The sequence below is a fragment of the Mycobacterium sp. 94-17 genome (assembly GCF_035617725.1).
Lineage (GTDB): Bacteria > Actinomycetota > Actinomycetes > Mycobacteriales > Mycobacteriaceae > Mycobacterium.
Genome location: NZ_JAPIYN010000008.1, coordinates 1 through 23,217, shown reverse-complemented (window position 1 = coordinate 23,217; position 23,217 = coordinate 1). Strand labels below are relative to the sequence as shown.

The 23,217-nt window shown below is 67.3% G+C and carries 22 protein-coding genes and 2 tRNA genes; 13 read left to right on the top strand and 11 right to left on the bottom strand.

Annotated elements, in window-relative coordinates; genetic code table 11:
- Positions 1-7 precede the first annotated feature (7 nt).
- Genes OQ789_RS11470 through OQ789_RS11460 form a run of 3 tightly spaced genes read left to right on the top strand, consistent with a single transcriptional unit; the run spans position 8 to position 2,885 of the window.
- Positions 8-1,315, top strand: a complete 1,308-nt coding sequence (locus OQ789_RS11470) for an acyl-CoA dehydrogenase family protein (RefSeq protein ID WP_324685833.1) — start codon at positions 8-10, stop codon at positions 1,313-1,315.
- Positions 1,312-1,914, top strand: a complete 603-nt coding sequence (locus OQ789_RS11465) for a TetR/AcrR family transcriptional regulator (protein WP_324685831.1) — start codon at positions 1,312-1,314, stop codon at positions 1,912-1,914. The genes OQ789_RS11470 and OQ789_RS11465 overlap by 4 nt, the downstream gene beginning before the upstream one ends.
- On the top strand, positions 1,914-2,885 hold the full coding sequence (locus OQ789_RS11460) for an NADPH:quinone oxidoreductase family protein (protein WP_324685830.1): 972 nt from the start codon (positions 1,914-1,916) through the stop codon (positions 2,883-2,885). Before OQ789_RS11465 ends, OQ789_RS11460 begins: the two co-directional genes overlap by 1 nt.
- Here OQ789_RS11460 and OQ789_RS11455 read toward each other — a convergent pair.
- Positions 2,875-4,749, bottom strand: a complete 1,875-nt coding sequence (locus OQ789_RS11455) for an alkyl/aryl-sulfatase (RefSeq protein ID WP_324685829.1) — start codon at positions 4,747-4,749, stop codon at positions 2,875-2,877. The two genes, OQ789_RS11460 and OQ789_RS11455, sit on opposite strands and share 11 nt — an antisense overlap.
- 176 nt (positions 4,750-4,925) lie before the next feature.
- Here OQ789_RS11455 and OQ789_RS11450 point away from each other — a divergent pair, with 176 nt between their 5' ends.
- On the top strand, positions 4,926-5,408 hold the full coding sequence (locus OQ789_RS11450; protein WP_324685827.1) for a lipoprotein LpqH: 483 nt from the start codon (positions 4,926-4,928) through the stop codon (positions 5,406-5,408).
- On the opposite strand, the gene OQ789_RS11445 is transcribed toward OQ789_RS11450, so the two are convergent.
- From OQ789_RS11445 to OQ789_RS11425, 5 genes are all read right to left on the bottom strand, one after another.
- Positions 5,405-6,943: a HAMP domain-containing sensor histidine kinase gene (locus OQ789_RS11445; RefSeq protein WP_324685826.1), complete on the bottom strand. Its 1,539-nt coding sequence runs from the start codon at positions 6,941-6,943 to the stop codon at positions 5,405-5,407. The genes OQ789_RS11450 and OQ789_RS11445 overlap by 4 nt on opposite strands.
- Positions 6,921-7,625: a response regulator transcription factor gene (locus OQ789_RS11440; protein WP_324685824.1), complete on the bottom strand. Its 705-nt coding sequence runs from the start codon at positions 7,623-7,625 to the stop codon at positions 6,921-6,923. Before OQ789_RS11440 ends, OQ789_RS11445 begins: the two co-directional genes overlap by 23 nt.
- A gap of 150 nt (positions 7,626-7,775) precedes the next feature.
- Positions 7,776-7,931, bottom strand: coding sequence for a hypothetical protein (locus tag OQ789_RS11435; RefSeq protein ID WP_324685822.1), 156 nt, complete (start codon positions 7,929-7,931; stop codon positions 7,776-7,778).
- 23 nt (positions 7,932-7,954) lie between these two features.
- Complete coding sequence (locus OQ789_RS11430; RefSeq protein ID WP_324685820.1) at positions 7,955-8,194, bottom strand: hypothetical protein; 240 nt, start codon at positions 8,192-8,194, stop codon at positions 7,955-7,957.
- 304 nt (positions 8,195-8,498) lie between these two features.
- Complete coding sequence (locus OQ789_RS11425) at positions 8,499-8,906, bottom strand: MarR family winged helix-turn-helix transcriptional regulator (RefSeq protein WP_324685818.1); 408 nt, start codon at positions 8,904-8,906, stop codon at positions 8,499-8,501.
- A gap of 82 nt (positions 8,907-8,988) precedes the next feature.
- On the opposite strand from OQ789_RS11425, the gene OQ789_RS11420 reads away from it, so the two are divergent.
- The gene (locus OQ789_RS11420; protein WP_324685816.1) at positions 8,989-9,939 is read left to right on the top strand and encodes a zinc-binding alcohol dehydrogenase family protein; all 951 of its coding nucleotides are present in this window, start codon (positions 8,989-8,991) and stop codon (positions 9,937-9,939) included.
- On the opposite strand, the gene OQ789_RS11415 is transcribed toward OQ789_RS11420, so the two are convergent.
- On the bottom strand, positions 9,936-10,883 hold the full coding sequence (locus tag OQ789_RS11415) for a class I SAM-dependent methyltransferase (protein ID WP_324685814.1): 948 nt from the start codon (positions 10,881-10,883) through the stop codon (positions 9,936-9,938). The genes OQ789_RS11420 and OQ789_RS11415 overlap by 4 nt on opposite strands.
- 125 nt (positions 10,884-11,008) lie before the next feature.
- On the opposite strand from OQ789_RS11415, the gene OQ789_RS11410 reads away from it, so the two are divergent.
- The 3 genes from OQ789_RS11410 (at position 11,009) to OQ789_RS11400 (ending at position 14,253) form a co-directional block, all read left to right on the top strand.
- Positions 11,009-11,368: a nuclear transport factor 2 family protein gene (locus tag OQ789_RS11410; RefSeq protein WP_324685812.1), complete on the top strand. Its 360-nt coding sequence runs from the start codon at positions 11,009-11,011 to the stop codon at positions 11,366-11,368.
- A gap of 51 nt (positions 11,369-11,419) precedes the next feature.
- Positions 11,420-12,418 carry a phosphotransferase family protein gene (locus OQ789_RS11405; protein WP_324686055.1) on the top strand — a complete coding sequence of 333 codons (999 nt, stop codon included), beginning with the start codon at positions 11,420-11,422 and terminating at the stop codon, positions 12,416-12,418.
- 398 nt (positions 12,419-12,816) lie between these two features.
- Positions 12,817-14,253 carry a wax ester/triacylglycerol synthase family O-acyltransferase gene (locus tag OQ789_RS11400; RefSeq protein WP_324685811.1) on the top strand — a complete coding sequence of 479 codons (1,437 nt, stop codon included), beginning with the start codon at positions 12,817-12,819 and terminating at the stop codon, positions 14,251-14,253.
- Positions 14,254-14,294: 41 nt separating this feature from the next.
- Here the strand turns inward: OQ789_RS11400 and OQ789_RS11395 are convergent.
- Positions 14,295-14,367: transfer RNA gene (locus OQ789_RS11395), tRNA-Arg, on the bottom strand.
- Between the two features lie 43 nt (positions 14,368-14,410).
- Positions 14,411-14,499, bottom strand: a tRNA-Ser gene (locus OQ789_RS11390).
- A gap of 89 nt (positions 14,500-14,588) precedes the next feature.
- Here OQ789_RS11390 and OQ789_RS11385 point away from each other — a divergent pair.
- Positions 14,589-15,659 carry a pyridoxal phosphate-dependent aminotransferase gene (locus OQ789_RS11385; protein WP_324685810.1) on the top strand — a complete coding sequence of 357 codons (1,071 nt, stop codon included), beginning with the start codon at positions 14,589-14,591 and terminating at the stop codon, positions 15,657-15,659.
- Positions 15,656-16,129, top strand: a complete 474-nt coding sequence (locus tag OQ789_RS11380) for a DUF4334 domain-containing protein (protein WP_324685808.1) — start codon at positions 15,656-15,658, stop codon at positions 16,127-16,129. The genes OQ789_RS11385 and OQ789_RS11380 overlap by 4 nt, the downstream gene beginning before the upstream one ends.
- A 15-nt stretch (positions 16,130-16,144) precedes the next feature.
- On the opposite strand, the gene OQ789_RS11375 is transcribed toward OQ789_RS11380, so the two are convergent.
- The gene (locus tag OQ789_RS11375) at positions 16,145-16,729 is read right to left on the bottom strand and encodes a TIGR03086 family metal-binding protein (protein WP_324685806.1); all 585 of its coding nucleotides are present in this window, start codon (positions 16,727-16,729) and stop codon (positions 16,145-16,147) included.
- A 23-nt stretch (positions 16,730-16,752) separates the two neighbouring features.
- Here OQ789_RS11375 and OQ789_RS11370 point away from each other — a divergent pair, with 23 nt between their 5' ends.
- The 3 genes from OQ789_RS11370 to OQ789_RS11360 all read left to right on the top strand — a co-directional run bounded on the left by OQ789_RS11370 (position 16,753) and on the right by OQ789_RS11360 (position 19,129).
- A complete protein-coding gene (locus OQ789_RS11370; RefSeq protein WP_324685804.1) occupies positions 16,753-17,577 on the top strand; it encodes a crotonase/enoyl-CoA hydratase family protein in 825 nt (274 codons plus the stop codon).
- An 89-nt stretch (positions 17,578-17,666) separates the two neighbouring features.
- A complete protein-coding gene (lipE, locus tag OQ789_RS11365; protein ID WP_324685803.1) occupies positions 17,667-18,911 on the top strand; it encodes a lipase LipE in 1,245 nt (414 codons plus the stop codon).
- A gap of 29 nt (positions 18,912-18,940) precedes the next feature.
- Complete coding sequence (locus OQ789_RS11360) at positions 18,941-19,129, top strand: hypothetical protein (RefSeq protein ID WP_324685801.1); 189 nt, start codon at positions 18,941-18,943, stop codon at positions 19,127-19,129.
- Here OQ789_RS11360 and OQ789_RS11355 read toward each other — a convergent pair.
- The coding region (locus OQ789_RS11355) for an amino acid adenylation domain-containing protein (protein ID WP_324685799.1) at positions 19,126-23,217 on the bottom strand (4,092 nt) is incomplete at its 5' end. The two genes, OQ789_RS11360 and OQ789_RS11355, sit on opposite strands and share 4 nt — an antisense overlap.

The window sequence follows — 23,217 nt, the reverse complement described above, 5'->3', positions numbered from 1 at the left end:
ACGATCAATGGCGTGGGACTTTTCCACCGAACCGGAGTTCGAGAAGAAGCTGGAGTGGGTGCGCCAGTTCGTCCGCGACGAGGTCGAGCCGCTGGAGGTGCTGTTCCCCGGCTGCGAGTTCCTGCCGCTGAACGACGAACGCCGTCGCATCGTCGACCCTCTCAAACAGCAGGTGCGCGAACAGGGTTTGTGGGCACCGCATCTGGGGCCCGAACTCGGCGGGCAGGGCTTCGGCGCGGTGAGGCTGACGCTGATCAACGAGATCCTGGGCCGCAGCCCCTGGGCGCCGATCGTATTCGGTACCCAGGCGCCCGACACCGGCAACGCCGAGATCATCGCCCGCTTCGGCACCCAACAACAGAAGGACCGCTACCTGGACGGTCTGCTGTCCGGTGAGATCTTCTCCTGCTTCTCGATGACCGAGCCGCAGGGCGGGGCCGACCCGCGGGTCTTCACCACGCGGGCCGTCCGCGACGGTGACGACTGGGTGATCAGTGGTCGAAAGTTCTTCTCCTCCAACGCCTCCGTCGCGTCGTTCTTCATCGTGGTGGCGATCACCGATCCCGACGTGCCGGTGCACCACGGTGCCTCGACGTTCCTGATCCCGGCCGGGACGCCCGGTTTGACGATCGAGGCCAACCACCACCTGGTCGGGGCGGATCCCCACGAGCCGGGCCACTCGCTGGTCCGCTACGACGACGTCCGGGTGGGCCCGGACGCGCTGCTGGGCGAGGCGGGCCAGGGGTTCCTGATCCTGCAGACCCGACTGGCAGGCGGGCGGCTGCACCACGCGATGCGCTCGCTCGGGGTGGCGCAACGCGCGGTGGAGATGATGTCGCGACGCGCGAAAAGCCGCTTCACCCAAGGCGGTTTGCTGGCCGAGAAGCAGCTGGTGCAGGAGTTCATCGCCGACTCCTACACCGAGTTGACGCCGTTCCGGCTGACCGTGCTGCACGCCGCGTGGCTGATCGACAGCGGCGACGAACGCGCCGCCCGCGCCGAGATCGCCACCTGCAAGATCCTGGCGTCCCAGGTGCTGAAATCGATTGGCATGCGCGCTATCCAGGTACACGGCGCGCTCGGGCTCAGCGACCAGCTGCCGCTGGTCAACGCGCTGTTGGGCGGCATCGCGCTGGGCCTGGCCGACGGACCGACGGAGGCGCACAAGGTGAACCTGGCCCGGATGCTGCTCAAGGGTTACCAGGCCGAGGAAGGCGAGTGGCCCAGCGAGATGCTGGACGTCCGCCGCGAAGCTGCCCGCAAGAAGTACGCCGGACTGGTCGATCGTGTTCCGGCGCTGCCCGATTCGCCGTGACCAGCAGGGTCGCCGCGGCCGTCGAACGGGCCCTCGACGACCGGCAGCGCGGCGCCACCGAGGAGGTGGAGCGCATCCTGGCCGCCGCGGTGCGGGTGATGGAGCGGGTCGCCCCGGAGCCGCCGCGGGTCAGCGACATCGTGGCCGAGGCCGGTTCGTCGAACAAGGCGTTCTACCGGTACTTCGCCGGCAAGGACGATCTGATCCTGGCCGTGATGGAACGCGGGGTCGGAATTGTGGTGTCCTACTTGGAGCACCAGATGGCCAAGGAAACCCGGCCGCGGGACCAGATCGCCCGCTGGATCGAGGGCGCGCTGGCTCAGGTGGCCGACCCGCACCTGATCAGCATGAGTCGCGCCGCCGCCGGGCAGCTGTCGAATTGGCATGTCGCCGACCAGGAAATGATGCGCTCGCTGCGGGCACTGCTGGTCGGACCGGTGAGCGAACTGGGCAGCGCCGACGTCGAGCGCGACGTCGAGGCCGTCTACGGTTGCACGGTGGCGATGATGCGGCGTTACGTGGGCTCGGGTGACCGGCCCGGCCGGAAGGACATCGGGCATCTGGTGCGGTTCTGCCTCCTCGGCCTGGGGGTCGACTGATGCGCGCGATCGTCTGCAATGCCTACGGCCCGCCGGAGGATCTGACACTCAGCGAGGTGGCCGACCCGGTGCCGGCGCCGGGGCAGGCGCTGGTGCGGGTGCACGCCGCGGCCGTCAACTTTCCCGACGTGCTGTTCGTCGCCGGCAAGTACCAGGTCAAGATCCCCCCGCCGTTCATCCCCGGCAACGAGATCGCCGGCGAGGTGGTCGCCGTCGGCGAGGGGACGCCGTTCGGGGTGGGCCAACGGGTGTTCGGCACCACGTTCGGCGCGTTCGCCGAACTCGCGCTGCTCGACGCCTCCGTCGGGGACGTGGTGCCCGAAGGCGTCGACTTCGGTTCTGCGGCAGCGTTCGGCGTGACCTACCGCACCGCCTATCACGCGCTGCGCTCGGTGGCCGGGGTCAGAGCCGGCGACTGGGTGGTGGTGCTCGGCGCGGCAGGCGGAGTGGGCCTGGCCGCGGTGGACCTGGCCGTCGCGATGGGCGCGAACGTGTTGGCCGCGGCGTCCAGCCCGGAGAAGCTGCGGCTGTGCCGGGAGCGCGGCGCGCGGGCCACCGTGGACTACGACCGCGAAGACCTCAAACTGCGCATCCGGGAACTCACCGGCGACAGCGCGCGGGTGGTCCTCGACCCCGTCGGCGGCGCGTACGCCGAGCCGGCGCTGCGCGGGCTGGCCCGCGGGGGCATGTTCGTCACGCTCGGCTACGCCGCGGGATCCATCCCCTCCATCCCGCTGAATCTGGTGATGCTCAAGGACGTCACGGTCCGCGGCATGGAGATCCGCACCTTCCTCGGTGACTACCCCGAGGAATGCGCCCGCGACCTGGCAGAGCTGTCAAAGCTGTTCGCCGAAGGCAAGATTCGCCCCTACATCGGCGCCCGGTTCCCGTTGGCCGAGACGGCTGCCGGGTTGCGCTATGTTGCCGACCGTAAGGTGCTGGGCAAGGTCATCATCGACGTCACGGCGTGACGATGCTGAAGCCCGGGTCCGGCGCATCGAGCACCGCGATCAGCGACTTCAGCGCCGCCTGGTCGCCCGACAGCTCCAGCCCCGGTGAGGCGAAGTCGCCGGCCGCGACGAGCAGCAACCGAGACTTGTTGGCCAGCTTCACCGTAACTGTGGCCGTAGCCGGGTCGGCGGGGACGCGGCGGTGTACCAGCACGCCGTTGCGCAGGGCCAGGCGGTAGTTGGCGTCCGCATCGGCGAACGTGACGTCGATGGTGAGGTCCAGATCCCAGCTGCGCGGTCCGTTCACCCGGAGGGCCAGGCCGTCGAAAACCTGCTCGGGTGTCAACTGCGACAGTAACGTCGGCGACGTGACCTGTGTGGCCGTCCCGAGGCTTCCCGACCGCAATTCGGCGGCCCCGCTGAGGAAGAAGTTGCGCCAGGTCGCGTTCTCGGCGCCATAGCCCAGCTGTTCCAGCGTGTCGGCGTACAGCTCGCGCACCCCGGAATGATGCTCGTCGGTAAAGATCGCGTGGTCGAGTAGTGTTGCCGCCCAACGATAATCGCCCCCGTCAAACGCAGCCCGGGCGATCTCGACCACCCTGTCGATGCCGCCGATGGCCTCGACGTACCGGGGACCGAGCGCCTCGGGCGGATGCGGCCACAGCCGACCCGGATTGCCGTCGAACCAGCCCATGTAGCGCTGGTAGACGGCCTTGACGTTGTGGCTGACCGAACCGTAATAGCCGCGGGTGTGCCACGCCTGCTCCAAAGCCGGTGGCATCTGGAACATCTCGGCGATCTCGACACCCGTGTAGCCCTGGTTCAGCAGCCGCAGTGTCTGGTCGTGCAAGTATGCGTAGAGGTCGCGCTGCAGCGAGAGGTATTCGACGATGCGGTCGCGGCCCCACGTCGGCCAGTGGTGGGAGGCGAACACCACGTCGGCGCGGTCGGCGAAGGTGTCTATCGCCTCGGTGAGATAACCCGCCCAGGCATGGGGGTCGCGCACCAGCGCACCGCGCAGCGTCAGCAGGTTGTGCAGGTTGTGGGTGGCGTTCTCGGCCATGCACAACGCGCGGAATTGCGGGAAATAGAAATGCATTTCGGCTGGCGCCTCGGTGCCCGGGGCCATCTGGAACTCGATGCGCACTCCGTCGATGGTGTGCGTTTCCCCCGTCGTCCGGATATCGACCGTCGGGACGATCAGGGCCACCTCGCCGGTCGACGCGACCTGACCGAGCCCACAGCCCACCTGCCCCTGCGGGCCGCGGTCCAGCAGCGGCCCGTACATGTAGGTGGCGCGGCGCGTCATCGCCGGCCCGGCGTAGACGTTCTCCTGAACGGCGTGCGCGGTGAAGCCTTCCGGCGCCAGGATGGTCACCGTGCCTGCGTCGACGTCGGCCTGCGAGGTGACGCCGAGTACGCCGCCGAAGTGGTCGACATGGCTGTGGGTGTAGATCACCGCGACGACGGGCCGCTCGCCGCCCCGGTGGGCGCGGTACAGCCGCAGCGCGGCGGCTGCGGTCTCGGTGCATACCAGCGGGTCGATGACGATGATGCCGTTGTCGGATTCCACGAAGGTGACGTTCGAGATGTCAAAGCCGCGAACCTGATAGATGCCGGGCACCACCTCGTAGAGGCCTTGCCTGGCCGCCAGCGTCGACTGTCGCCAGAGGCTGGGGTGAACCGACGTGGGAGCGCGACCGCCGAGGAACGAGTAGGCGTCGTTGTCCCACACCACCCGCCCGTCGGCCGCCTTGATCACGCACGGCGATTCCGCGGCGATGAATCCGCGGTCGGCGTCGGCGAAATCCGTCTCATCGTGAAATGGCAGGGCGACGTCGCGATTGGCCGATTCGATGACAGCGCTGGGAGGCTTGTGGTCCACGGTCCTACCGTGCCACCAATGCGCCGTCGACAGGGCGGTTCTGGCCGCTTTTCGCGGACCGACCGGTGAACACAGCAACAATTTCTTCGGGTTCTGGATCGCGACCCAGTTAACCCGCATACTGCCCGAACGGCCCTCAACGCCGAGGACCGCAACGATCGGGCAAAGGAGAACAGGTGAAGCGTCAACTGACGGTCGCGGTGGCCGGTGCGGCAATTCTGGCCGCGGGCATTTCCGGCTGTTCGAGTAACAAGTCGACCACGGGCAGTTCCGCGAGCAGCTCGAGCAGCAGCGCGTCGGCAAGTTCCGGTGCGGCCGCCGGCACGAAAGTCACCATCGACGGCAAGGACCAGAACGTCACCGGCTCGGTCGTGTGCACGAGCGCGGGCGGCACCATCGACATCGCGATCGGCGGCGCGGCGTCCGGGATCGCCGCCGTGCTCAGCGACGGTAACCCGCCGGAGGTGAAGTCGGTGGGGTTGGGCAACCAAAACGGCGTGAGCCTGAGCTACACCGCCGGTACCGGCCAGGGCAATGCCTCCGCCACCAAGGACGGCAACACCTACAAGATCAGCGGCACCGCCACCGGGGTGGACATGGCCAACCCGGCGCAGCCCGTCAACAAGGCATTCGAAATCAACGTGACCTGCACGGGCTAGCCGGGCCAGGCGCCTTGTGCGCCTTGTGAATTGGACGCGGGCGGTTGCCATCCGTTGAGGGGCAACCGCACCGTGAACTCGGTACGGCCGGGCGCGCTGTCCACCGTGATAGTTCCGTTGTGCGCCTTGACAACCGCGGAGACGATCGCCAAACCGAGCCCGGTGCTGCCGCCCTTGCGAGAGCGCGACGAGTCGCCGCGGGCGAACCGTTCGAAAACCTCGGATTGCAGCGCCGCCGGAATTCCCGGACCGTTGTCGACGACCTGCAGCACGGTGTGCGACGGCTCGGTGCACAACCGCGTCGTCACGACGGTGCCCGGGCCGGTGTGGACGCGGGCGTTGGCAAGCAGGTTCGTCAGCACCTGATGCAGCCGCGCCGCGTCCCCGGCGACGACCACCGGTTCTTCGGGGAGGTCGAGTTCCCATTGATGGTCGGGTCCGGCGACGTGAGCGTCGTTGACCGCGTCCACCGCCAACCGCGACAGATCCACCGGCTCGCGCTCCAGCGGCCGGCCGGAGTCCAGCCGGGCCAGCAGCAGCAGGTCCTCGACAAGGCGCGTCATCCGCTCGGTCTCGGATGCCACCCGGCTCATCGCCTGCGCCACCGCCTCGCGGTCGTCACCCATCCGCTGGGTCAGTTCGGTGTAGCCACGGATCGCCGCCAGCGGCGTGCGCAGTTCGTGGCTGGCGTCGGCGACGAACTGGCGAACCCGCGTTTCGCTGGCCTGCCGCGCCGACAGTGCGGCGGCGATGTGGTCGAGCATCTGGTTCAGGGCAGCGCCGAGCTGCCCCACTTCGGTGGCGGGGTTCGCGTCGGACTCGCGCACGCGCACCGGGAGTTCGACCTCGCCGCGCGCCAGCGGTAAGCCGGCCACCTCGCTCGCGGTTTGCGCGACGCGACGCAGCGGCGCCAGCGCTCGCCTGATGATGATCACGCCGGCCGTGGTCGCCGCGACCAGCGCGATGATCGTGACGATCCCGAAGATCACCAGCATCCGCATCATGGTGGCGTCGATGTTGGCCATCGACAGCCCGGTGACGATGGCGTCGCCGCCGCTTCGGCTCGGCGCCGCGACCACCCGGTAGCGCCCCAGCCCGTCAAGGTCGAGAGTCACCGGCTTGCGGCTGTCGGCGATCGCGGACAGCTGCAGCTGGGCGGCCGGGGTCAGCTCGGCCCGATCACCGCTGCTCGTCGTGTAGCCGGCGTCCACCGTGTTCCCGTGGCTGACCACCGCCGCCACCATGCCCGCAGGCTGGCCCGGGGCATCCAAGAATCGCGGGCCGGGACCCGGCCGCGGGTAGACGTGCTGATGGTGCCACCCCGGATGCGGCGGCTCGGGATACATCTGCGCCGAGCGGTATGAGGTGCCGGCGAGCTGCCCGTCGAGCTGTGCCACCAGGTGGTGAAGCAGCGCCAGTTCGGTCGCCGCGGTGATGCCGACGCAGACGATCGCCAACACGACGATCTGCCCGACCAGTAGCCGCAGCCGAAGGGACCAGACCCTCCGCGTGTCAGTGGGCCGGCTTGAGGACATAACCCGCGCCGCGCAGCGTGTGGATCATCGGCTCCCGGCCGTTGTCGATCTTCTTGCGCAGGTAGGAAATGTAGAGCTCGACGATGTTGGACCGGCCACCGAAGTCGTAGCTCCATACCCTGTCTAGGATCTGAGCTTTGCTCAGCACCCGCTTGGCGTTGCGCATCATGAACCGCAACAGCTCAAACTCAGTGGAAGTCAACGAGATTGGCTCACCCGCGCGGGTGACCTCATGGCTGTCCTCGTCGAGCACCAAATCCCCGACCACCAATTGCGCGCCGCTGTCCATCGTCGTCACGCCGGTGCGGCGCAACAACGCTCGCAGGCGCAGCACGACCTCTTCGATGCTGAACGGTTTGGTGACATAGTCGTCGCCGCCGGCCGTCAGGCCCGCGATGCGGTCTTCAATGGCGTCCTTGGCCGTCAGCAGCAGCACCGGCAGTTGCGGGTTCTCCTCCCGAAGTTTGTGCAGGACATCAAGGCCGCTCATGTCGGGCAGCATCACGTCCAGCACCACCACGTCGGGCCGCTGGGAGCGGGCGGCCGCGATCGCCGATGCACCGTCACCGGCGGTGGAGATATTCCAGCCCTCGTACCGCAGTGCCATCGACACCATGTCGGCCAGGACAGACTCGTCGTCTACGACCAAAACGTTGATGGGGTTGCCGTCTGCACGACACATGACAACCCGCTCTACTGCGGCTCGGGGCTGTGACACAAGTTCCAGTATCCGCCGCGGACTGAGCCGAAGCTATGCCCGGCCTATGCGTGTCCTGTGAAACGAATCGCGCGACTGCTGAGCAGCCGCGCGATTCGTCACCCGTCGAAGCCGTTAATACCAGTAGCGGCGGCCGGCGACCGGGCGGCCGACCGACCCCAGAATCCACAGGATCGCGCCGATGACCAACAGCACGATGCCGAGCGTGGTCAGGATGGGCACGTGGAAGAAATAGCCGAGAACAAGCAGGACAATCCCTAAGATAACCATGTCGACTTCCTTTGAGTGAGCGGTTAGAGGTTGATCGATTGCATTGAACTTGGTTGCGGCAGATGGCAATCCGTTACTTTTGGATTGACACCGAAGTAATTCAAAGGTCCCGCGATCACGGTGACAGCCACCGTGCCCGCCGAGGAGCATGATGAGTTGTCGTTTTTGAAGTAGTCGCGCTGCCACGCCGCGATGACTCCGATCAGCAACCACACCAAAGCAACCGTTCCGATGATCCCGCTGCCACGCATCGTGACCTCCAATATGGTCGAGAAGAAGTTTTCTCGTGGACGTGATGTTACCCATTCAACTCGTGTCTAAACATGCAATTGGTTATGCGGCAGGGCTTGTCGGTGCAGCTCGCGATGCCAGAGGTGCCCGGCGAGCCAGGGGGCGCAGCGCCCCTGGACGCCCGGGACAAGCCAGGCGTCCTCGATCGGCTCAGCTAATTCGGCCTGCCTGTTTCGCGGGCCGATCGGTCCCGCGCGGCCCTGCTACCCACTGAGGGTGCGGCGGCGACACGCGCTGCCGCACGCCCACGTTCGAGAGTGGCGGTGCGGCAGGTCGTCAGGAATGGTCCAGGGCCTTTTCCAGCAAGTCGGCGAGGCGTCTCTGCTCGCCGGGGGTCAGACGATCGGTCAGCGGCGCCATGAGTTCACCGATCTCGGCGATGATCCCGGTCGCCAACCGTCGCGCCTGCGCGGTGAGGCCGACCCGAACGGATCGGCCGTCGTCGGCGTCGGTGGTCTTGCTGACCAGGCCGCGCCGGTCCGCGCGATCGATCAGGCCACTGATCGTCGACCGTTCGAGTCCCAGGAACGTCGCGAGCTCGGCCATGGTCGGTTCCCGGTCGCGCAGGATCCCCAGCACCCGAAGTTGAGTGAGGGACAAATCGTGCTGGGCGGCGACTCGGCTCAACGCCGCGATCACCGCGAATGACATGCGAACCAAGCCGTCCCTGAGGTCGTCGCTCATGCGCCAACGATAGCTTGCATTGGTTCGTGATGCCATCTATTTTAGTTCGTATTACCATCTATATTTCTAGAGGAGACCGCTCGTGTACGCAGCCGTCGTCACCGCCTTCGATACGCCCCCGGCCTACCGCGAGTTCCCCCGCCCGGCTCCGCAGGCACCCGACGAGATCCTGGTTGACGTGATCGCCTCCGGTCTGCACCCGCGGGTCCGGTCGCAGGCCGCCGGATCGCACTACACCAGCTCCGGTGAACTACCGCTGGTGCCGGGCATCGACGGGGTGGGACGCGCCTCCGACGGCACCGTGCGCTACTTCGTACTGCCGGACACCACCATGGGGGCGATGGCCCAGCAGACCGTGATCGACCGGCGGCGCAGCGTGGTCCTGCCCGACGGTACCGATCCCATTCTGGTTGCCGCAGCGGCGAATCCGGTGATGTCGTCGTGGGTCGCGCTTCGGCAGCGCATCCAGTTCGAGGCCGGTCAGACGGTTCTCGTCCTCGGCGCCACGGGCAGCGCGGGCCAGCTGGCGGTCCAGGTCGCCAAACACTTCGGTGCCGGACATGTCATCGGAGCCGGCCGCGACACCACGCGACTCGCGGCCTTGGCCGCTCTGGGAGCGGACTCCACGATCACGCTCGACGGCGCCTCCGCGACAAGCGATCTCGCGCACGCCGCCCGCGACGTCGACGTGGTGCTCGACTACCTGTGGGGTCCCATTACGGCCCGGCTGATGGCCGGCATCGCCGGCGCGCGCTCCGACCCGGGCAAGCCGCTGAACTGGATCGAGATCGGCTCGGTCGCCGGCGCCTCGGCCGACATCCCGTCAGCGGCGCTGCGCGCCATCCGCCTGAACCTCGTGGGGAGCGGTCAGGGGTCCGTCCGCGCCGGTGACATCCTGGCCGAAATGCCCGCACTGATTCACGAAATCAGCAGCGGCACTTTCGATATCGACGTTCGGGCCGTACCGCTCACCGACGTCGAGAACGCCTGGGCCGACACCGCCGGCCGCCGGCGTGTGGTGCTCACCCCCTAGGAGCCCGCTGTCCGCCGGGCGGACACATAGAGGGTGGGCGGCATGGAGTCCTCGGCGCCCCGCGGAACGCCCCGGCCGTACCGCGCCATCAACTCTGCGAACGATGCGGTGGTGACGTCCCAGCCACGGTCACGCAGCCAGTCGTCGACGGGCGTGCGCTCCTCCGCGTACCAGAGATCGTCGAAGTCGGTGATCTCGGCGTTGACGATTTCGGCGGCCGCGGCCCGCAGCCGTCGCATCTCGTCGCGTTGGCGCCGCACCCGGTCGGGGTCGGTGAAACCCGGGGCGGGCACGTTGGACGCCAGCCGACTGCCCTCGGCACTCAGCGAATCGATCCGCTCGAACAACAGGTCCTGGGCCTGCGCGGGCAGGTAACGAACCAGGCCCTCGGCCGACCAGACGGCGGGCCTGGACGCGTCAAACCCCGCTTCCTGCAGGGCCTTTGGCCAATCTTGACGCAGATCGATCGCGACGTTGACCAGCTGCGCCGTGGGCTTGGCCCCGTGCTCGCGCAGAGTGTTCGACTTGAATTCCAGCACCTTGGGCTGGTCGAGCTCGTAGACGACGGTGCCCTCGGGCCACGGCAGCCGCCAGCTGCGCGCGTCCAGGCCGGCCGCCAGGATCACCACCTGCCGAACGCCGGCGTCCGCGGCATGGAGGAAGAACTCGTCGAAGAACGCCGTCCGGGTGGCCATGAAGTCCACCATCAGCTGTAGCCGATCCCGCAGGTCCGGCTCGATGTCGCCCGCCTTGGCCAGCAACGCCGGGTCGGCGTAAATGCTCCACATCCCCTCGCCGGCCGCCTCGACGAACACGCGCGCGAAAGGATCTTTGATCAGCGGGTTTTCGCTCTCGGTTTCGGCCGCACGAGCCGCCGCGACACCCAGCGCGGTGGCGCCCACGCTTTGAGTGATCTCCCAGGAGTCGTTGTCTGTCCGCGGCATCGCCCGTTCCCTTCCCCAGAAAGTAAGTTATGCACACTATTCTTCCAGTCGCCGCCCGCCGAGGGCGCCCATCGCGCCTGCCCTAGTCTTTTTCCCAGACGGTCCACAGGTTGCGAGGGAGCGCCATGACACCCACCCCGTCGCGCACGCCGCAGGAGGTATTCGCCCACCACGGCGCCGCGTTGGCCGCCGGCGACCTCGACGAAATCGTCGTCGACTACGCCGAGGATTCCGTGCTGCTCAGCCCCGCCGGCGTCGCCCGCGGCAAGGACGCCATTCGCCGAGTCTTCGCGACACTGCTCGCCGATCTGCCGGATGCGCACTGGGACTTGCGAACTCAGCTTTTCGACGAGGATGTGCTGTTCCTCGAGTGGTCCGCCGACTCGGCCGTCAACCGGGTTGACGACGGCGTTGACACCTTCGTGTTCCGCGACGGCATGATCCGGGCGCAGACCGTCCGATACACGCCGCATCCGAAGGGCTGAAGGGTGGACTTGAAACCGGAGTCAGTGAATCTTGACGCCGTCGCGGACTGGATGCACCGGCAGGGACTCGGCGAGGGGCCGCTACAGGACGTCGGCAACGTCACCGGTGGAACCCAGAACGTCATGCTGCGGTTCACCAGGGCAGGTCGTCCCTACGTGCTGCGGCGCGGTCCACGACACCTGCGCCCGCGCAGCAACAGCGTGATCCTGCGGGAGACGAAAGTCCTTGCTGCACTTGCCGGTTCCGACGTTCCACACCCACACTTGATCGCCGCCTGCGAAGACCCGGGGGTGCTCGGCGACGCCGTCTTCTACCTGATGGACCCCGTCGACGGTTTCAACGCGGGCGAGGGCCTGCCACCGCTGCATGCCGGCGACGCCCGGGTCCGCCACGGCATGGGCCTGTCGATGGCCGACGCGCTGGCCAAGCTGGGCGCCGTCGACCACGTCGCCGTCGGTCTCGCCGACTTCGGCAGGCCGGAGGGCTTTCTGGAACGCCAGGTGCCGCGCTGGCTTTCGGAGCTGGAGTCCTACAACGAGTACGACGGCTACCCCGGGCCCGACATCCCCGGCATCGACGAGGTGTCCGCCTGGCTGGACCGGCACCGGCCGGCCCGCTGGACGCCGGGCATCATGCACGGCGACTACCACGCCGCCAACGTGATGTTCTCCCACACGGGGCCGGACGTGGTCGCGATCGTGGACTGGGAGATGTGCACGATCGGCGATCCGCTGCTGGACCTGGGGTGGCTGCTGGCCACCTGGCGCCAGCCCGACGGCTCCAGCGTGTTCAGCCACGCCCTGGGCGGGCAGGACGGGCTGGCCAGCACCGGGGAACTCCTCGAGCGCTACGCCGCCAACACCACCCGCGACCTGTCCCACATCACCTGGTACACCGTGCTGGCCTGCTTCAAGCTCGGGATCGTAATCGAGGGGACGCTGGCGCGCGCCTGCGCGGGCAAGGCGGAAAAGGAAGTCGGCGACCAGTTGCATGCGGCCACGGTGCACCTGTTCGAGCGGGCGCTGGGCCTGATCTCCGCCGAGGGCTGACCTCCTCGCGGCTCCTCCGGTGACCACGGAGCACGCGCCGTCCCGCGGCTTTTGTCGTACGCGACATAGGGCCGAGCGAACTGTGCGGCGCGCCCACCAGCGGCGTTGCCTGCTTCGATTCCAATGGTCAGCTATTTCGGCTTTTCCCAGTCTGCGGAAAGCCTGGCCCCCTCGACGCAATGACTGCTAGTTTGTTAAATCCTGCAAACTAATCTATCTGCATGTATTGTCCTTGACAGTTGGGTCACCGGTATGCGCCATCCAGTGTGTAAACGCCCTCGACCGTGGCCCGCCTCCGGACTGAGCCGGTTCCGTTAGGAGGAGCGACATGCCGTTCGTGACCACCCGCGCGACGCCGCTGAGGGCTGCCCACCTGCCCGGATACAGGGGGTGCGACGGTGGTTGAGCCCGTCGATGCCGCCGGACTGCCCACCAAGCTGGAACCGGGCGACTACCTGATGTTTCGGGGGGAAGGCAATCCCCGTACCCGCTCGGCAGGCATGGGGGTGAACCTTCTCGACACCACCCCGGACTGGGACGCCTTCCGCGCCCACTTGGCAGAGACCTCGCGACGGGTACCGCGGCTGCGGCAAAAGGTCGTGGTGCCCGCCCTGCCGACGGCTGCACCGCGATGGGTGGACGATCCCGACTTCGACCTGGACTTCCACGTGCGCAGGGTGCGCGTGCCCGGACCCGCCACGCTGCGCGAGGTTTTCGATTTGGCCGAGGTTTTGCTGCAGTCACCGATCGACACGGCGCGGCCGCTGTGGACGGTGACACTGGTCGAAGGCCTGGCCGAGGGTCGGGCAGCGATGCTTTTGCACATGAGCCATTCGCTCGTTGACGGGGTCGGAGGTGTCGAGCTGTTCGCCCAGCTCTACGGCCTGGAGCGTGTTCCGCTGGCCAAGCGGCCGGTTCCGCGGGATATGTCCCCCGACGACCAGCTGAGACGGGGCACCAAACAGCTGCGCGGCGCCGTCCTGGAAGGGCTGTGGGGCGCATGGTCGATGGTCAGCCGAGTGGTGCTCCAACTGCCATCGGCGCTGACGCGCGCCATCGGCTACGCCCGCTCGGGTGCTCGGACACTGAGCCGGGCCGCGCAGCCGTCGCCGCTGCTGCGCCAGCGCAGCGTGGCCAGCCGCACCGAAGCGCTCGAGATTCGGCTCTCCGATCTGCACAAGGCAGCTAAAGCCGGCGGGGGCAGCATCAACGACGCCTACCTGGCCGGACTGTGCGGCGCGTTGGGGCGCTATCACCGGGCGCTCGGCGCGCCGATCGAGACACTGTCGATGGTGGTCCCGGTGAGCTTGCGCACGGAAGATGACCCCGCCGCCGGCAATCGCATCACCGTGGTCGGCTTGTCGGCGCCGGTCGGGGAGGCCGACCCGGTCGACCGCATGCGGAAGATCCGCGCGCAGATGAAGCAGCGCCGCGAAGAGCCCGCCCGGGACATCCTCGCTTTTGTTCGGCCCGTGCTGAGTGTGCTGCCGGCAGCCCTGCTGGAGGCCGTGACCCGACCGGTCGCCCCATGGGATGTGATTGCCAGCAACGTGCCGTCCTACCCGGGCGACGCCCACGTCGCCGGCGCGAAGGTGCTGCGGCAGTATGGCTTTGGTGCGCTGCCTGGAGTGGCGATGGTGGTCAACCTGTTGTCCACGGGCGAGTGGTGCACAGTCACGGTCCGCTACAACAGGGCCGCGGTCCAAGATCCGGAATTGTTTTCCGACTGCCTATTGAAGGCTTACGACGAAGTCCTCGCACTGGGTGGTGAACCGGTGCCGCGCGTTATGCCGGCCTCGTCTGTGTGGATCAGCGACGTGCGTGCGGCGGGATAACCCCGGCCGGAATTCGTGGCAATCGGGTCGCGTCACGTGAGCGCGCCCGAAGGGATTCGAACCCCTAACCTTCTGATCCGTAGTCAGATGCTCTATCCGTTGAGCTACGGGCGCCTGTTCTTCAGTTGTCGTTCGGTGTTCACGCCAAAGGATCCTGCGGAGGCGAGAGGATTTGAACCTCCGGTCCCCTTTGAGGGGGACAACTCATTAGCAGTGAGCCCCATTCGGCCGCTCTGGCACGCCTCCCTTGGACTTCCTGAGGGTACCGGACGCTTGACGGGCGCCCTGGAACCGCCGGAGGCATAGCGTACACACCGACGGCATATGCTGTCGAAGTGACTGCCCGCCTACGGCCGGAGCTGGCCGGGCTGCCAGTTTACGTCCCCGGTAAGACGGTGCCCGGCGCGATCAAACTGGCCAGCAACGAAACGGTATTCGGCCCGCTGCCCAGCGTTCGCACGGCCATCGAGCGCGCCACCGACGTGGTCAACCGCTATCCCGACAACGGCTGCGTGGAGCTCAAGGCGGCGCTCGCCAAACACCTTGGTTCGGACTTCGCCCCCGAGAACGTCGCGGTCGGATGCGGGTCGGTCAGCCTGTGCCAGCAGCTCATCCAGATCACCTCATCGCCGGGCGACGAGGTGATCTTCGGGTGGCGCAGCTTCGAGTTGTATCCGCCCCTGACGCAGGTCTCGGGCGCGACCGCGATCAAGGTGCCGCTGACCGACCACACTTTCGACCTGCCTGCGATGCTGGCCGCCGTCACCGAACGGACCCGGCTGATCTTCGTCTGCAACCCGAACAACCCGACCTCGACCGTCGTCGACCCGGACGCCTTATCCCGCTTCATCCAGGCCGTTCCGTCGGACATCGTGATCGCCATCGACGAGGCCTACGTCGAGTACATCCGCGACGGCATGGCCCCCGACAGCCTGGGCCTTACCCGAACGAACCCCAATGTCGTTGTGCTGCGGACGTTTTCGAAGGCCTACGGCCTGGCCGGCCTGCGCATCGGCTACGCGATAGGTCACCCCGATTTGATCACGGCGCTCGATCAGGTCTACGTGCCCTTCACCGTGTCGAGCCTGGCGCAGGCCGCCGCGATCGCGTCGCTGGCCGCCGCCGACGAACTATTGGTGCGCACCGACGCGCTGGTCGCCGAACGCGACCGGGTGGGCGCCGAGCTGCGTGCTGTGGGTTTCGAACTGCCACCGACGCAGGCCAACTTCGTCTGGCTGCCGCTGGGACCCCGCACACCGGATTTCGTGGCCGCGGCCGCAGCTGCCGGAATCGTGGTTCGCCCCTATGGCACCGACGGCGCGCGGGTCAGCATCGGGGCACCCGACGAAAACGACGCGCTGCTGAAATTCGCCCGCGATTGGACAACCCGGAGGACTGACGAATGAGCCTGGCCCGCAAGCACTTCACCGAATTCAAGGAGCGCGGCGACAGCATCCCCGACGCCGAGCTCGACGACTTCTGGGCGACGCTGGCGCCCGCGACCCTCGACGAGATGATCGGCGAATGGAAGGGCGGCGAATTCGTCACCGGCCACAAGATGAACGGCCAACTGGAGAAGGTCGGCTGGTTCGGCAAGACCTTCACGTCGACCAGCGACGTGCAGCCGCTGGTCTGCCTCGACGCCGACGGCAACAAGTACTCCAACAAGGAGATGGGCAAGGGCGAGGCCAGCCTGTGGCTGGAGGAGTTCCGCGGCGAGGTCACCGCGACGATGGTCTACGACGGCCAGCCCGTCCACGACCACTTCAAGAGGATCGACGACGACGCCGTGATGGGCATCATGAACGGCAAGGGCGTGCTGGACCTGCAAGACGGGGTGGGCCGCTACTACTACTTCTACCTCGAGCGGGTGTAACGCCCGCAGCACGTGCTAGCCGGCCGGGTTGCGGCCGGTGAACGCGACGAGCTGGTCCAGGGCCTCGGCCTCGCCCGACACGTCGACCGGATAGTCGAACCCCCCGCCGTCGCGGAACTCCGGCCTGATGATGTTGCGCGCGAGGCCGAGCACGTACTCGCACAGCGGTTCGGGGGCATCGACGTCGCGTCCGACGGCCTTCGCGTAATCCCAGGCGTGCACCAGGAATTCGATCGACAGGACCCCGCACGCGCTCTTGGCGGGCATCTCGGCTTTGCCGAACGGCACGCTGCCGTCCAGACCGTGCCGATGCCAGGCGTCCAACGCGGGGCGGGCCGCCGCGATGACCTGACGCTCCACCGACTCGCTCGCATCGGGCTCCGGTAGTTCCGCGCCCACCATGTCGCCCAGCGCCGAGATCGAGTTCAGCAGGTGCCCGGTCAGCTGCGACACGTCGAACTGCGCGCACGGGGTGCGCCGCGTCAGGTCGTCGGAGGCGATGGTGTGCAGCACCTGCTGCAGGACCGCCAGGGTGTCCTCCGCGCTGTGCAACTCGTCGGTCGGCGGGGAATCCGGTCCGGGTCGCAAATCGGGAGGCATGTTCGCCACGCTACGGTCTCGACATGGCGCAAGCATACGAATCCGTCACCGTCGAGACGAAAGGCCACGTCGCCCAAGTGACGCTGATCGGACCCGGCAAGGGCAATGCGATGGGGCCTGCCTTCTGGTCCGAAATGCCCGAACTGTTCGCGGCGCTGGACGCCGACCCCGAGGTTCGGGCCATCGTGCTGACCGGCTCGGGCAGGAACTTCAGCTACGGCCTGGACGTGCCGGCGATGGGCGGTTCGTTCACACCGCTGCTGTCCGGCGACGCGCTGGCCGGCCCGCGCGCGGTGTTCCACCGCGAAGTCAAGCGCATGCAGGGCGCCATCACCGCGGTCGCTGACTGCCGCACCCCCACCATCGCCGCCGTGCACGGCTGGTGCATCGGCGGTGGCGTCGACCTGATCTCGGCGGTGGACATCCGCTACGCGAGCGCCGACGCCAAGTTCTCGGTGCGGGAGGTCAAGCTGGCCATCGTCGCCGACGTCGGCAGCCTGGCCCGCCTGCCGCTGATCCTGAACGACGGGCACCTGCGCGAGCTCGCGCTGACGGGCAAGGACATCGACGCTGCCCGCGCCGAGAAGATCGGTCTGGTCAACGACGTGTACGACGACGCCGACGCCACTCTGGCCGCGGCGCACGCAACCGCCGCCGAGATCGCCGCCAACCCACCGCTGACCGTGCACGGCATCAAGGACGTGCTCGACCAGCAGCGCACCGCGGCGGTTTCGGAAAGCCTGCGCTATGTCGCCGCCTGGAACGCGGCCTTCCTGCCGTCCAAGGACCTGACCGAGGGCATCTCGGCGACGTTCGCCAAGCGCCCGCCGCAGTTCACCGGGGAATGACCGGACGCGCCACCTGCCCCGAGCGTCACGCGAGGGTGGCGCTAGATGGCCACAGCCACGCTGGCGTGACGCTCGGTACCCTCGCGGGGATGGCGACTATGACATCCGACGGCACGGTCCGCATCCCGGCCGACCTGGACTCGGTGACGACGATTGGCGCCGAAGACCATTCCGAGATCGACGGCGCCGCCGTCGACCGGATCTGGCAGGCCGCCCGACATTGGTACCGGGCCGGCTTCCATCCCGCGATCCAGCTGTGCATCCGGCGGAACGGCCGCGTGGTGCTCAACCGCGCGATCGGCCACGGCTGGGGCAACGCCCCCAGCGATCCGCCCGACGCGGAGAAGGTCGTCGTCACGCCCGATACACCGTTCTGCGTGTACTCGGCGGCCAAAGGGATCGCGGCGACCGTGGTGCACATGCTCGTCGAGCGCGGCGTCTTCTCCCTCGATGACCGGGTGTGCGAATACATCCCCACGTTCACCAGTCACGGCAAGCACCGGATCACCATCCGGCACGTGATGACCCACAGCGCGGGGCTGCCGTTCCCCACCGGACCCAGACCGGACGTCAACCGCGCCGACGACCACGAATACGCGCAGCAGAAGCTGGGTGAGTTGCGGCCCCTCTACCGTCCCGGGCTGTTCCACATGTACCACGCGCTGACCTGGGGTCCGCTGGTGCGCGAGATCGTCTACGCGGCCACCGGCAAGGAGATTCGCGAAATCCTGGCCACCGAGATCCTCGACCCGCTCGACTTCCGCTGGACCAACTTCGGCGTCGCGAAGAGTGATGTCCCGCTGGTCGCGCCGAGCCACGCCACCGGGCGGACGCTGCCGCCGGTGGTCGCGCAGATCTTCCGCAAGGCGATCGGCGGAACGGTGCACGAGATGATCCCGTACACCAACTCCCCGATGTTCTTGACCACCATCATTCCGTCGTCCAACACGGTGTCGACCGCTGACGAGATGTCCCGATTCGCCGAAATCTGGCGCCGCGGAGGCGAACTCGACGGCGTGCGGGTGTTTAGCCCGGAGACCATGTACCGCGCGGTGGCCGAATGCCGAAGGCTGAGACCGGATTTCGCGGTCGGGCTGCAGCCCGCCCGCTGGGGAACCGGGTACATCCTCGGCACCGACCGGTGGGGGCCGTTCGGGCGCAACGCGCCGCACGCGTTCGGCAACCTGGGCCTGGTCAACATCGCGATCTGGGCCGACCCCGCCCGCGGATTGTCGGCCGGAGTGGTCAGCAGCGGCAAGCCGGGGCGCGATCCCGAGGCCCGACGGTATACCGCCCTGATGGACACCATCACCGCCGAGATCCCGAGCGGTTGAGCCGTCGGGGGATGGGAACCCGGCCACTCATGGCTACCTATCGAGTGCTCGACCCTAAGGGCGACGTCGTCGCTACCAAGGACATCGAAAGCGCGAACGACGCGCACGCGTGGTTCGTCGACAACAAGGCCGACAACAGCGAGCTCGGCTGGCGCATGGAGGTCGAGGACGACGGCGACTGGCATTTCTTCGACGACAGCGAGGGCGATCGAAGCTAATCATCTAATAGCAGCTTGAGCTGTCCGCCATAGAGATCAACCGATTCTGCGCTCAGCATTTCAAAATGTGTACAGTCGACCGAATACTCTGTGACATCGCCGGTAACGTAGGGGCGCCAAATCCGGCGCAGCGATGAACGGTGATGCGGATCTTGTGTGGCAGAGAAAATAGTCATATTTCCGTGGAAAATACTGGGCACGTGTTCTGCCAGGTACCATCCGTTGCGATTACGGGTAGTAACCATGAAATCCACCAGCCATTGCGTCGGAAGATCAGACTTCAATGCTCCTCGCCGGAGTATTAATTCCTCCACCTGAGGGCGGGTAAGAGGTTCCGACTGCACCGGAATATCTAAGCGATTGCTTCGCAGGATGAAATCCAGGACCTGGCCTTCGCTCACCGGTTGAGGTGTGGGGATCCGGTCGGTGTTGAGTTTTCCGTCCAACATCACCAGGTGCTGCACTATGAATCCGCGGCGCTGCAGCTCAACGGCGACCTCGTGAGCCACGACGCCTCCGAAAGACCAGCCGAGAAGGTTATACGGCCCGTCCGGATAAACGGCTTGGAGCCTGTCTGCGTAGCGTGCCGCCATGATGCGGATCGATTCAGGTTCCTCTTCCTTATCAAGCGGGACTTGGTTGATTCCGACAATTGGGCACTCCAAATATTTACCCAGTAATCGATACGGCCAGCTGAGCCCGAGGCCGTGATGGATACAGCACAGCGCAACCCCCGTACCCTGCTTCAGGACCTCGACGGGGACGACCTCCACCGCGCTGGACTGCACACCCACCTGCCGGCTCAGGGTTCGCACCGACGGCGCAGTGAACATGGTGCGCACCACCAGGTGGGCGTTTAGCGATTTGTTGATCGCGGCGATCACCCGCATCGCCGACAGGGAATCCCCACCCAAATCGAAGAACGAGTCCTCGACCCCGACGCGTTCGAGCCCGAGTACCTGGGCGTAGATGTCGGCCAGAATCTCCTCGGTTGGGTCGGCCGGGGCGTGGTAACGATTCGCATCGGGATAGTCCGGTGCGGGCAGTGCCCGTTTGTCGAGTTTGCCGTTGACCGTCAACGGCAGTTCCGCCACCACCACTACCGCGCTGGGCACCATGTAGACCGGCAGTCGCTCGGCCAATGCGCTTCGCGCGGCGGCCGGTTCCGCCGTGCCGGTGATGTAGGCGACGAGGCGCTTATCGCCGGGGCGGTCCTCGCGAGCGATCACCGCTGCCTGCTCGACCCCGTTTAGTTCGGCCAGGGCGGCCTGCACCTCACCGAGTTCGATGCGATAGCCGCGGATCTTGACCTGCTCATCGGAGCGGCCCAGATACCGCAGTTGTCCGTCGAGGCCCCAACACACCAGATCCCCGGTGCGATACATCCGCATCCCCCGCGCCCCGAACGGGCACGCGACAAACCGCGAACCGGTCAACCCCGCCCGTCGCCAATACCCGCACGCCACCCCGACACCGGCCACATACAGGTCACCGACCACACCCGCGGGCACGGGACGCAGCCACCTGTCGAGGACAAAAAAGGCGGCCCCCGCCACCGGTGAACCGATCGGCACCACGCCCCCACCCGCCACTAACGGCGCACTCATCGACGCCCACATCGGTGTCTCGGTCGGGGCGTAGACGTTGAGCATCACCCGCCCGGGCGCCCACCGATCCACCAGCTCGGCCGGGCAGGCTTCACCGCCGACCACCAACGCCACTGGTCCCAGCCCCTCCGCCGACAGCACGCCCGCAGCGGAGGGGGTTTGGGTGAGCACATCGACCTGCTCGGTTACCAGCAGGTCATGGAAGTCTTGCGGCGAGTGCGCGACCGATTCGGGCACCACGACCAGTCGTCCGCCAGCTAGCAGCGCGCCCCAGATCTCCCAGCCTGAGACGTCGAAGCCATAGGAATGCCATTGCGTCCACACTCCCTCCTGCGGCAAGCCCACATCCAGAGACGCCATCAGCTGGGTGACGTTGTGGTGGGTGATGGCGACTCCCTTTGGCACGCCGGTGGTACCCGAGGTGTAGATGAGGTAGGCGATGTCGTCCGCGGCGGGGGCCGGCGGTGCGGTGCCGGAATACGCCCCGATTTTCGGATCCGCGACATCGATGACCGCAAGATCCCGCCCGTCCAGTCGCGGGGACAGCCCAGCGGTGGTGATCGCCGCCACCGGTGCAGCGTCGGCGAGGATGGCCTCGATCCGCGCCGACGGGTACATCGGGTCGATGGGCAGATATGCCGCCCCCGTCTTGAGGACCGCCACAATCGCGACGATCGCCTCGGCGGAACGCTCGAACAGCAGCGCCACGCACGCACCCGGGCGCGCGCCCTGGCCGACCAGCAGGTTCGCCAACCGGTTGGCGGCATCATCGAGCTCGCGATAGGTCATCGACCGGCCTTGGCAGGTCAGCGCCACGGCTGCCGGAGTGCGGGCTGCCTGCACGGCGAACAGCTCCGGAATCGACTCCGGCGGGGTGATCGGCCGGGCCAGCACCGCCTTATGGCCCCACGCCTCCAGCCGGGCCTGCTCGGGCTCGTCGAGCAGGTCCACCGACGAGAGCAGCCGGGTCGGCTCGTCGGTGATCGCCACCAACACCCGCTCCAACCGGTCGATCAGCGCCTGAATGGTGTCCGGGTCGAACACATCGGTGCGAAATTCCACCTCGCCGGAAATCCCCGCCTGTTCACCGGCCTCGGTCCACCGCTCCGCAAGGTAGAAAACCAGGTCCATCCGGGCGCTCTGGGTGTCCGCCGGCAGCGGGGTGACCTGCAGATCACCCAACGTTGTGTGCTGCCCGCCAAAGTTCTGCCAGGCCATCACCACCTGGACCAGCGGGTGGTGCGCGAGCGAACGGGCGGGGTTGAGCCGCTCCACCAGCACCTCGAAGGGCACGTCTTGATGCTCGTAGGCGGCCAGGCTGCGCTCGCGGACCTGAGCCAGCAACTGCGCCGCGGTGGGATTTCCGGCCAGATCGACCCGCAGCACCAAGGTGTTGACGAAAAAGCCCACCAACTCATCCAGCGCCGGGTCGCGGCGTCCGGCGATCGGGAACCCCACCGCCACATCCGTGCTGGCGCTGAGCTCGGCCAACAACACCGCCATCGCGGTCTGGATCACCATGAAGGTGGTCGCGTTGTGCTCGCCGGCCACCCGGCGCACCCGCTGCTGCAACTGCGCCGGCCAGTCCACGACCACACTGGCACCGCGCTGATCCGCGATTTGTGGGTAGGGCCGATCGGTGGGCAGGGCGAGGCGTTCGGGCATGCCGGCCAGGGCCTGCTGCCAGTAGGCCAGCTGCGCGGCGATGCGACTGTCGGGGTCGGCGAGATCGCCCAGCTGCGTGCGCTGCCACAGCGTGTAATCCACATACTGCACCGCCAGCGGCACCCAGCCGGGGGCTTGCCCCACGCACCGGCTCGCATAAGCCACGCTCAGATCCCGCGCCAGCGGGGTGATCGACGATCCATCCGCCGCGATGTGATGCACCGCGGCCACCAGCACATGCTCGTCGTCGGAGACGCGGAAAAGCCTTGCGCGCAACGGGATTTCGGAGGCAAGATCGAAACTGCAGCGGGCTGCCGCGCCGACAGCCTCACCCAGCCGGCTCTCCGGCCAGCCACCGGCATCGATGACCTGCCAACCGGAGCCGGCTTCTTCGGCCGGTATCACCAGCTGCCGGGGGATCCCGTCGGCCGCGGGAAACAACGTGCGCAGGCTTTCGTGGCGGGCGACCACGTCGGCCAGCGCCTGGCCCAAGGCCTCGGTATCCAGCCTGCCGTCCAGCCGCAGCGCCACCGCAATGTTGTAGACGGGCGAGGGCCCCTGCAACTGATCGAGGAACCACAGCCTGGATTGCGCGAACGACAGCGGAACCACCGGGGGCCGCTGTGTCGCTACCAGTGGCTCCAGTCCGCCCGACGTGCCACCGATGCGGGGCGCCAACTGGGCCACCGTGGGCGCCTCGAACAGGGAACGCACCGCGACGCCGGCGTCCAGGGCGCTGTTGATCGCCGCGATCGCACGCATCGCCGAGAGTGAGTCGCCGCCGAGGTCGAAGAAGGAATCATCGATCCCGACGCG

What these genes read in the sequence shown, in the direction of transcription:
- OQ789_RS11470 (WP_324685833.1), top strand. Translation starts at nt 8, where the DNA reads ATGGCGTGGGACTTTTCCACCGAACCGGAGTTCGAGAAGAAGCTGGAG.
- OQ789_RS11460 (WP_324685830.1), top strand. Translation starts at nt 1,914, where the DNA reads ATGCGCGCGATCGTCTGCAATGCCTACGGCCCGCCGGAGGATCTGACA.
- OQ789_RS11445 (WP_324685826.1), bottom strand. Translation starts at nt 6,943, where the DNA reads ATGTCCTCAAGCCGGCCCACTGACACGCGGAGGGTCTGGTCCCTTCGG.
- OQ789_RS11440 (WP_324685824.1), bottom strand. Translation starts at nt 7,625, where the DNA reads ATGTGTCGTGCAGACGGCAACCCCATCAACGTTTTGGTCGTAGACGAC.
- OQ789_RS11435 (WP_324685822.1), bottom strand. Translation starts at nt 7,931, where the DNA reads ATGGTTATCTTAGGGATTGTCCTGCTTGTTCTCGGCTATTTCTTCCAC.
- OQ789_RS11425 (WP_324685818.1), bottom strand. Translation starts at nt 8,906, where the DNA reads ATGAGCGACGACCTCAGGGACGGCTTGGTTCGCATGTCATTCGCGGTG.
- OQ789_RS11415 (WP_324685814.1), bottom strand. Translation starts at nt 10,883, where the DNA reads ATGCCGCGGACAGACAACGACTCCTGGGAGATCACTCAAAGCGTGGGC.
- OQ789_RS11410 (WP_324685812.1), top strand. Translation starts at nt 11,009, where the DNA reads ATGACACCCACCCCGTCGCGCACGCCGCAGGAGGTATTCGCCCACCAC.
- OQ789_RS11405 (WP_324686055.1), top strand. Translation starts at nt 11,420, where the DNA reads ATGCACCGGCAGGGACTCGGCGAGGGGCCGCTACAGGACGTCGGCAAC.
- OQ789_RS11380 (WP_324685808.1), top strand. Translation starts at nt 15,656, where the DNA reads ATGAGCCTGGCCCGCAAGCACTTCACCGAATTCAAGGAGCGCGGCGAC.
- OQ789_RS11375 (WP_324685806.1), bottom strand. Translation starts at nt 16,729, where the DNA reads ATGCCTCCCGATTTGCGACCCGGACCGGATTCCCCGCCGACCGACGAG.
- OQ789_RS11370 (WP_324685804.1), top strand. Translation starts at nt 16,753, where the DNA reads ATGGCGCAAGCATACGAATCCGTCACCGTCGAGACGAAAGGCCACGTC.
- lipE (WP_324685803.1), top strand. Translation starts at nt 17,667, where the DNA reads ATGGCGACTATGACATCCGACGGCACGGTCCGCATCCCGGCCGACCTG.
- OQ789_RS11360 (WP_324685801.1), top strand. Translation starts at nt 18,941, where the DNA reads ATGGCTACCTATCGAGTGCTCGACCCTAAGGGCGACGTCGTCGCTACC.